The following is a 12,049-nucleotide window of genomic DNA, read 5'->3' as shown; positions in this document are numbered from 1 at the left end:
GCTTAATCCTTCCCCATGCAGTTTCTCGATCAAGCAAAAATCTACCTCGCGTCGGGCACCGGCGGCGATGGCGCGGTGTCGTTCCGCCGCGAGAAATATGTCGAGTTCGGTGGCCCCGATGGCGGCGATGGCGGCAAGGGCGGGGACATCATCTTCGAATGCATCGAGGGCCTCAACACGCTGATCGACTTTCGCTATTCGCAGCACTTCAAGGCGCCGCGCGGCATCCATGGCTCGGGCCGCAACCGCACGGGTGCCGGCGGCAACGATCTTGTCGTCAAGGTCCCGGTGGGCACGCAGATCCTGGCTGACGATGACGAGCGCACGCTGATCGTCGACATGGTCCGCCCCGGCCAGCGCGCCATCCTGCTCAAGGGCGGCGATGGCGGCAAGGGCAACGACCATTACAAGTCGAGCACCAACCGCGCACCCCGCCAGTTCCAGCCGGGCTTCCCCGGCAAGGAGCTTTGGGTGTGGCTGCGGCTCAAGCTGCTCGCCGATGCCGGGCTGCTCGGCCAGCCCAACGCCGGCAAGTCCACCTTCCTCAACGCCTGCTCCAACGCCGCCGCCAAGGTCGGCAACTATCCCTTCACGACCTTGAAGCCGCAGCTCGGCGTCGTCAGCCACAAGGGTGTCGAGATCGTGGTGGCGGATATTCCGGGCCTCATCGCGGGTGCGGCCGAAGGGGTGGGCATCGGCGATCGCTTCCTCGGCCATATCGAACGCTGCCGCGTGCTGCTCCACCTCGTCGATGCCAGTTCGCCCTCGCCGACCAAGGTCTATGAGACCGTGCGCGAGGAGCTCGAAGCCTATGGCGGCGGCCTGTCGGAAAAGCCCGAGATCATCGCACTGACCAAGACCGATCTCGTCTCGCCGCAGGGCCTTGCCGCCAAGAAGCGCGCCCTCGAAGCCGCCACCGGCAAACCGGTGCTCACCATTTCCGCCGCCACCTCGGCGGGCATGGAGGCGGCGCTCGATTCGCTCATCGAACTCGCCGGGCGCAAGCCCGCCGGGCACGTGCAGGCAGCCGCCAAAAGCTGGTCGCCGCTCTAGTGTCCGCGCGCCAGCATGATCCCCGGGAACGGGCGCTGACGCCGGCCACCACCCCCCGCCTGGTCGTCAAGATCGGCTCTTCGCTGCTCGTGGCGCCCGATGGTTCGCTGCGCGCCGACTGGCTCGCCTCGGTCGCCGCCGATGTGGCGGCGGCGCGCGCCGCCGGCCAGCAGATCATCCTCGTCTCCTCGGGCGCCATCGCACTCGGCGCGCGGCGGCTGGGGCTCAAGAAGGGCGGCCGCGCCAGCCTCGAGGATGCCCAGGCTGCCGCCGCGGTCGGCCAGGTGGCGCTCGCCGCCGCCTGGACCCAGGCGCTCGAAGCCAGGGGCCTGACCGCAGCACAGATACTGCTCACCCTCGACGATCTGGAAAACCGCCGCCGCTTCCTCAACGTCTCGGCCACGCTCGAACGGCTGCTGGCGCTCGGCGTGGTGCCCGTCCTCAACGAGAACGACAGCGTCGCCACCGGCGAAATCCGCTTCGGAGACAATGACCGGCTCGCCGCGCGCACCGGCCATGCCGCCTGCGCGGACGGCGTGCTGCTGCTCTCCGATGTCGCCGGCCTGCACACCGCCAACCCCGCCACCGACGCCTCGGCGACACTCATCCCCCACGTCGCAAGCATCACCCCCGCGATCGAAGCGATGGCGAGCGGCAGCGGCAGCATGGGCACCGGCGGCATGGTCGCCAAGCTCGCCGCGGCGCGCATGGCGACCGCCGCCGGGGTGGCGCTCGCCATCGCCGATGGTCGCGGGCTGCACCCGCTGGCGCGCCACCAGGCCGGCGAGCCGTTCACGCTGTTCTCGCCCGCACGGTCGGCGCGCGGCCGCAAGGCCTGGCTCGCCGGCCGCCAGCGGCTGCACGGCAGCCTGCACCTCGATGAAGGTGCCGTCGCCGCCCTCGAGCGCGGCGCCAGCCTGCTCGCGGCGGGTGTCATCGCCATCGAGGGCGATTTCGCGCGCGGCGATGTGGTGGCGCTCGTCGGCTCGCAAGGCCCGGTCGGGCGCGGGCTGGCAGGCTATGACGCTGCCGATGCCCGCGCGATCATGGGGGCCCGCAACGAGGCCCACGCCGCCATCCTCGGCCATGCCGCCCGCGCCGCCCTCGTCCACGCCGATCACCTGGTGCTGCTGTGACGCCCGAATCGACCATCACCGCCATGGCCCGCGCCGCGCGCGCCGCACTTCCAGCACTGGCCGCCGCCACCGCGCAAAAGGCCTCGGCCATCCGCCACGCTGCGAAGCGCCTCCGGGAACGCGCGTCCGAGCTCGCCGCCGCCAACGCGCAGGACATGGCCGCCGGCGCTGCCAGGGGCTTGAACGCCGCCCTGCTCGACCGGCTGGCGCTCGACGGATCACGCATCGAAGCGCTTGCCGCGGGACTCGAAACCGTCGCCGCCCTTCCCGATCCGGTCGGCGAGGCCTTCCGCCACTGGACCACCCCCAACGGCCTCGCCTTCACCCGCGTGCGCGTGCCGCTGGGTGTCATCGGCATCATCTACGAAAGCCGCCCCGGCGTCACCGCCGATGCCGCCGCCCTCTGCCTGATGTCGGGCAACGCCTGCCTGCTGCGCGGCGGCTCCGAGGCCGCCCATTCCAACGAAGTGCTGCTCGATTGCATGGCGCAGGGGCTCGTCGAAGCCGGGCTGCCAGCGGCCGCCATCCAGATGGTGCCTGCCGGGGACCGCGCGCTCGTCGGCGCCATGCTCGCCGCCCACGGCCTCATCGATGTCATCATCCCGCGCGGCGGCAAGGGGCTTGTCGCCCGGGTGCAGGCCGATGCCCGCGTGCCGGTGCTCGCCCACCTCGACGGCATCAACCATCTCTACATCGACGCCGCCGCCGACCCCGCCAAGGCAGTGGCACTGGCGGTCAATTCCAAGCTACGCCGCCCCGGCGTCTGCGGTGCCACCGAGACGATCCTGCTCGATGCCGCGCTGTCGCCCGCCACCGCCCGCGCCGTGCTGGCGGCCCTCGCCGATGCCGGCTGCGACCTCCGCGCCGACGCTGCTGCCCGGTCGCTGGAACCCCGCGCCACCGCCGCCACGGCGGAAGACTATGACACCGAATGGCTCGACAAGGTGGCATCGGTCGCCACCGTCGATGGCGTGGCGGGCGCCATCGCCCATGTGCAGGCGCACAGCAGCGGCCATACCGACGCCATCGTCACCGAGAACGAGGCGACCGCCAGGGCCTTCCTCACCGCCATCGACAGCGCCATCGTCATGCACAATGCCAGCACCCAGTTCGCCGATGGCGGCGAGTTCGGCTTCGGCGCCGAGATCGGCATCGCCACCGGCCGCCTCCACGCGCGCGGTCCGGTGGCGCTCGAGGGCCTCACCACCTACAAGACGCTGGTCATGGGCAGCGGACAGGTGCGCGCCTGAAACGAATCGGCCTCCTGGGTGGCTCCTTCAACCCGGCTCACGCCGCCCACCGCCACATCAGCCTGGAGGCGATGCGCCTGCTCGGCCTCGACGAAGTCTGGTGGCTGGTCAGCCCGCAAAACCCCTTAAAGCCGCAGGCCGGCATGGCCAGCCTCGAAGCCCGGCTTGCCTCCGCCCAAGCCGCCGCGCGCCACCCGCGCATCCTCCCCACCGCCATCGAAGTCGAGCTCGGCACCCGCTTCGCCGTCGATACCGTCGCCGCCCTGCAGCGCAGCCATCCGGGCACCCGCTTCATCTGGCTGGCCGGGGCCGACATCCTCACCGAGCTGCACCGCTGGCATCGCTGGCGGGCGTTCGCGTCGCAGATCCCCATCGCCGTGTTCGCCCGCCCCGGCTATCTGGGCGCCGCCCTCACCGCCCCCGCCATGGCCTGGCTCCGCCGCTGGCGCCGCCCTGCCTCCCAGGCCGGCCGCTGGACAGCGTTCGGCGCGCCCGCCATCCTCGTCTTCAACATCCGCACATCGCCACTCTCTGCGACAAGCCTGCGCAAATCCGACCCGGCGTGGTATAGGAGGCATATAAACACCCTCGAGAAAGCCCGACCTTGACCCCCGACACCCCCAAAAAGCCCGCCCGCCGCCCCAAGAACAAGCCGCTCGCCCCCGACCGCGTCGACGAAATGCACGCCATGGTGCTCAAGTCGCTCGATGACGACCAGGCCGAGGAGATCGTCACCCTGCCGCTTGCAGGCAAGTCGACCATCGCCGATTACATGGTCATCGCGTCCGGACGCTCGGGCCGGCAAGTGGCCTCGATGGCGAACAAGATCGCCGACAAGGCCAAGCAGGAGTTCGGCCGCCCCGCCCGCGTGCAGGGCCTGCAGACCGCCGACTGGGTGCTGATCGACCTGGGGGACATCATCGTCCACCTGTTCAAGCCCGATGTCCGGCAGTTCTATGCCCTTGAAAAGATGTGGTCGATGGAGCCCGAATCGACTCCCGCCCATCCCATCCCCCGCGCGCTGGTGCCCGAAGAGCAACAGTGAAGCTCCACATCCTCGCGCGCGGCCGCATCGGCCGCTGCGCCGAGGCCGAGCTCGTCACCCGCTACGCCAGCCGGATGCGCGGGCTTCTCGCTGTCACCGAACTCTCCGAATCAGCACCCTTTCCCGCCGCACCCCCCGCGGCGCGCACCGTCGTGCTCGATGAGCGCGGCAAGGACCTGTCCTCCACCGAGCTGGCTGCCCTGCTCGGCCGCTGGCGCGATTCGGGCACCCGCGAAGTGCGTTTCCTGCTCGGCGCCGCCGATGGCCATGACGAGGCCACCCGCGGCAGCGCCGACCTGCTGCTCGGCCTCGGCCGCGCCACCTGGCCGCACATGCTCGCCCGCGCCATGCTCGCCGAGCAGCTCTACCGCGCCACCACCATCCTCGATGGTCACCCCTATCACCGCGAGTAGGGGGTTTCCTCTCGAAGCCCCCTGTGCCAAACGCCTCGCATGATCGATGCAGAATGGTGGGATTACGAGGACGAAGACGAGCTGGCGGAGGCTGTCGCCGGCGATGTCGCGTTCCTCATCGAGCAGGCGCTCGAAGCGCGTGGCCGCGCCTTCGTGGCCTTCCCCGGCGGCAACACGCCCTTGAAGGCGCTGAAATTGCTGTCGGAAAAGAAGATCGAATGGGCCGATGTCACCATCGTCCCCACCGACGAGCGGCTGGTACCCCCCACCGATCCGGCCTCCAACGTCGGGATGCTCGCAAAACTGTTCCTGCCCAGGAAGGCACGCGTCGTGCCCCTCGCCACCGGCGAGAAGGACCCGCGCGCCGCCGGCCTCGCCGCCGATGAACGGCTGGCGGCACTCGCCTGGCCGCTCGATCTCGCCTGGCTCGGTGTGGGCGCCGATGGCCATGTCGCGAGCATCTTCCCCGGCCCCGATTACGACGCCGCCCTCAACGGCCCTAAAGTCCGCCGCGCGCTCGGCGTGCGCCCCGAACCCATGCCCGAAGACATGCCGCATGCGCGCGTCACCCTCACCAAGCCGGCGCTCGTCTCGGCGCGCGTCGTCACGCTGATGATCACGGGCAAGACCAAGCGCAAGCTCGTGGAAAAGGCGCTCAAGGACGGCGCGTCGAGCCCGATGCCGATCGGCCGGCTGCTCGCCGACCTCGAAATGGACATCGATATCCACTGGTGCGCGTGATGGCCGGGGGCAGATAGCCTCCGGCGGCTGGGGCCGCAGGCCCCAGACCCCATCAATCGGTTTTCGCATTCACTGGCGCAACTGACTGAGCGAAAGCTGACTATTGGGGTCTGGGGCCTGCGGCCCCAGCCGCCGGAGGCCCTTATTTACGCATCGCCACCAGGCTCCGCGCACAATCCTCGATCGAATCCGCCGCCGGCCTCGACGTCCAGCCCAGCATTTCGCGCGCATGGGTCGCATCGCACGGGCGCTCGCGGCCGAGTTCGGGCACCACCATCCGCACCGTCGGGTCGAACAACGCCGACAGCTTGACGAGCAGCGCCGGCAGCCGCCGCGTCGGCACTTTCGCGGCGTCTGCCCCCAGCCGGCTTTTCAGCACTGCCGCCACATCCTCCAGCCACATCCACTCGCCCGAGCCCATGAAGCGCTCACCGTGCAGCCCCGGCGTCACCATCGCGCGGATATGCAGATCGGCCAGGTCGCGCACATCGACCACGGCAAATCCCAGCCGCGGGAGGCCTGGCAGGTCCCCGTCCAGCAGCTTCTTCACCACCTGGAGGGATGGCGAATAGTCCTTGCCGAGCAATGGCCCCAGCACCAACGACGGGTTGACCGTCACGAACTCGAGCGCGCCGCCTTCCGCCGCAACCCCGTCCTCTGCTACCCAGTCGCGCGCCGCGCGCTCGGCGATGGTCTTCGACTTGATATAGGCATAGGCATCGCGCCCGGACACATCGGTCCAGTCGGCTTCGGTGAAGGCCACACCGTTTTTCGGCGGCCCGCCATAGCAGATCGCGGCGGTGGAACTCGTCATCACCAGCCGCTTCACCCCGGCGTCACGCGCCGCCCTCAGCGCCCGCAGCGCGCCGTCGCGCGCCGGCACGATCAGATCATCGGGGTTCTTCGGCTCGCCATCGGGGAGCGGCGACGCCATGTGCAGCACATGGTCGATCCCGGCCATCGCTTCGGCCCAGCCGGCATCGGCCATCAGGTTTGCCGCCACCAGTTCAATGTCGTCCGACCCCACCGCCGCGCGCACTTCGGCCGCCCGCTTCAGGTCGCGCAGCGTGCCGCGCACCGTCCAGCCCTCGGCCAGCAGCTGGCGAATGGCGAAGCCGGCGATATACCCCGAAGCCCCCGTGACCAGCACCCGTCCCTTGCCCATGTCATTTCCCCCGAGTTCCGCCGCGAGCATAGCATGTCGCGCGCGCAACTGCCTGGCAGCTCTTTGGCTGCTGTATTACCATTGCACCACAGCTCTGGAGACGATAAACCGGCTCCGATGTTGCGTCTGCTCGCTCTTGTCGCTGTCCTCGCCATGCCGGCCGTGGCAACCGAGCGCGATTGGCGGCAGACCCTCGAAACCGATTCCCGTGCCTGGCATGCCGAGCAGGCTGCCAACCATCCGGGCCCGCACAACCAGCTCGATCCCGGCTTCCCGGCGCGCCTCGATGCGGCACTCGCCGGTGCGCTGCAACGCGCCGGCAGCGTGCGCACGCCGGGCGGCTACATGTTCGCGATGCGCGAGATGGTGGCGCGCTTCAACGATGGCCATATGTACATCGGCTTCAACGATACCCTCGACGTGCAGGGCCAATGGCCCGGCTTCATCGCCGCCTATCGCGACGGCGCGCTCGTCGTCCGCCATGCCGAAGCCGGAACCGGCATGGCGATCGGGGACCGCATCCTCGGCTGCGATGGCCGAAACCCCGAAGCCCTGCTCGCCGAGCTGGTGGCCCCCTGGCGCGGCGGCTGGGACCTCGTCGCCGAGCGGGAACGGCACGGCTGGCGCGTGTTCCACGATTACGGCAACCCCTGGGTCAAGCGGCCGGCGCGCTGCCGCGTCGGCAATGCCAGCGCAGAACGCGACATCACCCTCGAATGGCGACCGGAGCCCGACAAGTTCACCGATCTCGTGGCGCGCACCGCCACCGGCAGGCGCGCGCCGATTGCGCTCCGCGATTTCGCCGGTGGCAGCTGGATTTCCGCCGGCAGCTTTTCCGCAGCGGAGGGCACCGCTGCAGAAATCGCGCTGCCGGTACTTGTCGACGCCGTCCGCGCTCGCCAGCAATCGCTGCGTGAAGCCCCGTTGCTCGTGCTCGACGTGCGCGGCAACACCGGCGGCAGTTCGGACTGGGGCGCTCAGCTCGCACGACTGCTCTGGAGCCCTGCCGCCATCGCGCGCATCGCCGCGGACCGCGACAAGGCCATCCATGTCGATTGGCGCGCCACCCCCGCCAATCTTGCGGCAATCGATGCGTTCTGCGGCCCCGCTCTCGCCGGCAATTCAGGCGCCAGCCCGGAGGCCCTGGACTGGTGCCGCGCCTCCACGAGCGGCCTCGCCGGCGCCATCGCGCGCGGCGATCCGCTGTGGCGCGAGCCGGACGGCCCCTCGGCAGCGGCAACAGTCGCGCCACAAACGTTCGCGCCGCGCACCAAACCCACATATGTGCTCACCGACAGCGCCTGCGGCTCGGCATGCCTCGACACCGTCGATCTCTGGACAGCGCTCGGCGCGGTGCCGGTCGGCCGCACGACCAGCGCCGACAGCGATTACATGGAGGTGCGCGACATCGACCTGCCGAGCGGGCTCGGCAGCTTCTCGGTGCCGATAAAGGTCTATCGCGGCCGGCCGCGCGGCAGCAATGTGCCCGTCGAGCCGGCCCACCGCTTCGATGGCGACATGGGCGACGATGCCGCGCTCGAACGCTGGATCATGTCGCTGCGTCAGCCGGCGTAGAGCTTGTCCAGCCGGCGTCAGCCGGCGTAGAGCTTGTCCAGCCGCGCGCCATAGACCTTGCGCAGCACATGCCGCCGGATCTTCAGGCTCGGTGTCATCTGCTCGTTCTCGGTGGTGAACGCTTCGTCGGCGATGATCACGCGGCGCACCTTTTCGGTCACGCTCAGCTTGGCATTCACCCGGTCGACAGCCGCCATGATCGCGCGGTGGAATTCCGGCTCGTGCTGCAGCTTGGCAAGGTCGGCGGGCATTCCCATGTCGCGCGCCCAGCCCATCGCCCATTCGAGCTCGGGCACCACCAGTCCGACCAGATAGGGCCGCTGGTCGCCATAGACCATCGCCTGCGCGATCTCGTCCTGCAGCGTCAGCATGCCCTCGACCCGCTGCGGGGCGACATTGTCCCCCTTGTCGTTGACGATGATGTCCTTCTTGCGGTCGGTGATGACGAGGTGGCCGTCCTTGTCGAAATGGCCGATGTCGCCGGTCAGCAGCCAGCCGTCCTGCAGCACGCGGTGGCTCTCGGCATCGTTCATCCAATAGCCGTCCATCACCAGCTCGCCACGCACGCAGATCTCGCCATCGGACGCGATCCTCACCTCCACGCCGGTCAGCGGCGGCCCCACCGTGTGCATCTTGATGCGCGCGCGCGGGCGGTTGCAGCTGATCACCGGCCCGGCCTCGGTCTGCCCATAGCCTTGCAGGATGGTGATGCCGATCGAGGCGAAGAACACGCCGACCTCGGGGTTGAGCGGCGCGCCGCCGGCCACAAGCCCCTTCAACCGCCCGCCGAACTTGTCCTGGATCTTCTTGCGGATGGTGCGCTCGAGCACCGGGTCGAGCAGCCGCTCCACGAGCGTCAGATCCTGCCCGCGCGCCGCCTTGCGACCGAGCTTCAAGGCGTGGTTGAGCATGATCACCGCCGCCCCGCCCTGCTTCTCGATCTGCTTGGCGATGCGCATGCGCAACACCTCGAACAGCCGCGGCACCACCACCATGAAGGTCGGCTGCGCCTCCTCGATGTTGGCGGCGAGCTTCTCCAGCCCCTCGGCATACCAGATCTCGCCGCCCATCCCGATCGGCATGTACTGGCCGGCGGTGTGCTCATAGGCATGGCTCAGTGGCAGGAACGAGAGGAAGCGCTCGCGATAGGGTGTGGGCTCGAAATCCTGCTCGATCACGGTGATGGCGCCGGCGATGTTGCGCATGATCGCACCATGATGCTGGCGCACGCCGCGCGGCGCCCCGCCGGTGCCGCTGGTGTAGATGATGCAGGCCAGATCATCGCGCGCCATCAAGGCTCGCGCCTTGATCGCCGCCAGGTCCGCCGCCGCATGTGCCGCCCGCGCGTCCAGCAACGCTGTCCATTGGTGCAACACCAGCTCGCCGCCCTGTGCGGGCTTCAAGGGATCGATGCCGATCACCATCCGGCACGCGGCACTCGCCGCCGCCGCCGGCAGCACATTGGCGGCAAGCTTGGGCCCCGAGACGATGACCGCCCGGGCGCCCGAATTGTTGATGATATGGGTGTGATCGGCCACGGTATTGGTGGTGTAGGCCGGCACGGTGATGGCGCCCGCCCCCATGATCGCCAGGTCGGCAATGCACCATTCGGGGCGATTTTCCGATACCAGCACCACCCGGTCCCCGGCCTTGACGCCCATGCCGAGCAGCGCCGCAGACATGGCCGCGACCTTGGCGCGCACCTCGCCCCAGCTCTGCGTCGTCCAGGCGCCATCGGCCTTGGACCCGAGCATCGGCGCTTGCGGCTGTTCATCGGCCCAATCGAGGAACAGCCGCACCAGATTGGGGGTTGCATCGACGCGCGCGGCGAGCACGGCCGGCTTGAGCGGTGGCACTTTCAATTCCATTCAGCGCCCTCCCCAGGCACGCAACACTTCAAAACCGGTCTTCAGAACCCGAGCGATGTTCCCTCGCTCCGCGGGTCCGCCCCGCCGCGCCAGCCTTTGGCCGTGCGCTCGAGACCATTCGCCTTCAACCCCAGCGGGGTCACCACGACCTTGTGGCCCATCGCTTCGAGCGCGGGCACGATGGGCTTCAGCATGTCGCCCTGCTCGCCGCCTTCGGCATAAAGCGTGTCGCCGTTCACATAGACCAGCGGCAACGCAATCGCATCGGAAACCGACAGTTTCCAGTCGAGCACGCCGATGATCGCCTTGGCCACCTGCGCCGGGATGGTCATGCCGCCGGCTGCTCCCACCGCCAGAACCACCTGCCCGCGCGCATCATAGACGATCGCCGGCGCCATCGACGAGCGCGGCCGCTTGCCGCCCTGCACGCGATTCGCCACCGGCGCGCCGTTCTTTTCGGGCTCGAAGCTGAAATCGGTCAATTCGTTGTTGAGCACCATGCCGCTCGCCACCATCTGGCTGCCGAAGCCGCCCTCCACGGTGGAGGTCCAGCTCGCCACATTGCCGCTGCCATCGGCGGCAGCGAAATGCGTTGTCGAGGGCACCTCGCCGCCGGGACCGGGGGTGAACGCCAGCGCACCGCGCGGCTTGCCTGCCTCCGCCACCGCCATCCGCGCCTCGGCCTTGATGAGCCCGCCCCGCGCGCGCAAATATTCGTCGGAGACCAGCCCGGCGGTCGGAACCTCCACGAAATCGGCATCGCCGCCATAGGTCGCCCGGTCGGCAAACGCCAGTCGCGAGCTCTCGGCAAAGAGGTGCCACGATACCGGGCTCGCCGCCCCGAGCTTGCCCAGGTCAAAGCCTTCGAGCTGCTTCAGGATCGCGATCACCGCTGTGCCCCCGGCCGAGGGCGGGCCCATGCTGCACACCTTGTAGCTGCGATACTGGCCGCACACCGGGATCCGCGCCTTGGCCTCATAGCCCGCGAGATCGGCCAGCGTCATCGTTGCGGGGTTCATCGGCGCCGTCGTCACCCGCGTGACGATGCTCTGCGCCACCCGGCCAGTATAAAACGCCTTGGGGCCCTGGCTGGCGATCGCTTCGAGCGTCTGCGCCAGCGCCTCGTTGACGATCCGCGTGCCCGCCGGCTTGGGCGTGCCATCGGCGTTCAGGTAGATCGCCGTCGCTTCGGGCGTGAGCGCGAGCCTCGGCGCGCTGGACGCGATCGAACGCGCCATGCGCGGCGTGATCTCATAGCCGCCGCGCGCCAGCTCGATCGCCGGCTTGAACAGCGCCGCCCAGGGCAGCTTGCCGTGCCTGGCATGCGCCATCGCCACCATCGCCACATTGCCCGGCACGCCGACGCTCTTGCCACCGGGCACTGCCTCGCGGCCCGACATCGGCTTGCCGTCAGCACCCATGAAAAGCCGGTCGGTTGCCGCCATCGGCGCCTTCTCGCGGCCATCGAAGCTATCCGGATTGCGCGCCCCGGCCGCCTGGTACATCAGAAAGCCGCCGCCGCCGATGCCCGACGATTGCGGCTCCACCACCGTCATCGCCAGCATCATCGCCGCCGCGGCATCTATCGCGTTGCCGCCCTGCCGCAGCATCGCCAGCCCGGCCTCGGCCCCGCGTGGATCGGCCGCCGTCGTCATCGCCCCGAACGTCGCTCCGTCTGCTGCAGGTGCCGCCGCCATGGCGGGCGGCACTGGATTTCCGGTGGTGCAGGCGGCTGCAAGCAGCAGGGGCAGAAGGCGCAGGGCTTTGTTCATCCTCGCAGCATAGACGCGGGTTTTGCGGCTT

11 protein-coding genes are annotated in these 12,049 nt (G+C 69.3%); 8 read left to right on the top strand and 3 right to left on the bottom strand.

Annotated features, from left to right (window positions below):
* Nucleotides 1–15 precede the first annotated feature (15 nt).
* From obgE to pgl, 7 genes are all read left to right on the top strand, one after another.
* Complete coding sequence (gene obgE, locus FHS79_RS14470) at nucleotides 16–1,053, top strand: GTPase ObgE (protein ID WP_184201608.1); 1,038 nt, start codon at nucleotides 16–18, stop codon at nucleotides 1,051–1,053.
* Entirely contained in the window at nucleotides 1,053–2,189 is a 1,137-nt protein-coding gene (gene proB, locus FHS79_RS14465; RefSeq protein WP_184201605.1) for a glutamate 5-kinase, read from the top strand. The genes obgE and proB overlap by 1 nt, the downstream gene beginning before the upstream one ends.
* A complete protein-coding gene (locus tag FHS79_RS14460; RefSeq protein WP_274603698.1) occupies nucleotides 2,186–3,439 on the top strand; it encodes a glutamate-5-semialdehyde dehydrogenase in 1,254 nt (417 codons plus the stop codon). The genes proB and FHS79_RS14460 overlap by 4 nt, the downstream gene beginning before the upstream one ends.
* Entirely contained in the window at nucleotides 3,436–4,047 is a 612-nt protein-coding gene (locus tag FHS79_RS14455; protein ID WP_184201688.1) for a nicotinate-nucleotide adenylyltransferase, read from the top strand. Before FHS79_RS14460 ends, FHS79_RS14455 begins: the two co-directional genes overlap by 4 nt.
* An 80-nt stretch (nucleotides 4,048–4,127) precedes the next feature.
* Nucleotides 4,128–4,484 (top strand): ribosome silencing factor, encoded by a 357-nt coding sequence (gene rsfS, locus FHS79_RS14450; RefSeq protein ID WP_184201682.1) that lies wholly within the window; start codon nucleotides 4,128–4,130, stop codon nucleotides 4,482–4,484.
* Nucleotides 4,481–4,897 (top strand): 23S rRNA (pseudouridine(1915)-N(3))-methyltransferase RlmH, encoded by a 417-nt coding sequence (locus tag FHS79_RS14445; RefSeq protein WP_184201602.1) that lies wholly within the window; start codon nucleotides 4,481–4,483, stop codon nucleotides 4,895–4,897. Before rsfS ends, FHS79_RS14445 begins: the two co-directional genes overlap by 4 nt.
* Nucleotides 4,898–4,936: 39 nt before the next feature.
* Nucleotides 4,937–5,638, top strand: a complete 702-nt coding sequence (gene pgl / locus FHS79_RS14440; RefSeq protein WP_184201599.1) for a 6-phosphogluconolactonase — start codon at nucleotides 4,937–4,939, stop codon at nucleotides 5,636–5,638.
* Nucleotides 5,639–5,780: 142 nt separating this feature from the next.
* Here pgl and FHS79_RS14435 read toward each other — a convergent pair whose 3' ends face one another.
* Nucleotides 5,781–6,803, bottom strand: a complete 1,023-nt coding sequence (locus tag FHS79_RS14435) for an NAD-dependent epimerase/dehydratase family protein (protein ID WP_184201597.1) — start codon at nucleotides 6,801–6,803, stop codon at nucleotides 5,781–5,783.
* A gap of 117 nt (nucleotides 6,804–6,920) precedes the next feature.
* Between FHS79_RS14435 and FHS79_RS14430 the strand changes: the two genes are divergently transcribed.
* Entirely contained in the window at nucleotides 6,921–8,378 is a 1,458-nt protein-coding gene (locus FHS79_RS14430) for a S41 family peptidase (RefSeq protein WP_184201594.1), read from the top strand.
* 17 nt (nucleotides 8,379–8,395) lie between these two features.
* On the opposite strand, the gene FHS79_RS14425 is transcribed toward FHS79_RS14430, so the two are convergent.
* Both FHS79_RS14425 and ggt read right to left on the bottom strand, forming a co-directional pair.
* Nucleotides 8,396–10,246 (bottom strand): AMP-dependent synthetase/ligase, encoded by a 1,851-nt coding sequence (locus tag FHS79_RS14425; protein ID WP_184201591.1) that lies wholly within the window; start codon nucleotides 10,244–10,246, stop codon nucleotides 8,396–8,398.
* A 41-nt stretch (nucleotides 10,247–10,287) separates the two neighbouring features.
* On the bottom strand, nucleotides 10,288–12,018 hold the full coding sequence (ggt, locus tag FHS79_RS14420) for a gamma-glutamyltransferase (RefSeq protein WP_184201589.1): 1,731 nt from the start codon (nucleotides 12,016–12,018) through the stop codon (nucleotides 10,288–10,290).
* Nucleotides 12,019–12,049 lie beyond the last annotated feature (31 nt).

Source organism: Polymorphobacter multimanifer (assembly GCF_014205635.1).
Lineage (GTDB): Bacteria > Pseudomonadota > Alphaproteobacteria > Sphingomonadales > Sphingomonadaceae > Sandarakinorhabdus > Sandarakinorhabdus multimanifer.
Note: the sequence above shows the minus strand (reverse complement) of the source record. Positions and strands in the feature narration are given on the sequence as shown.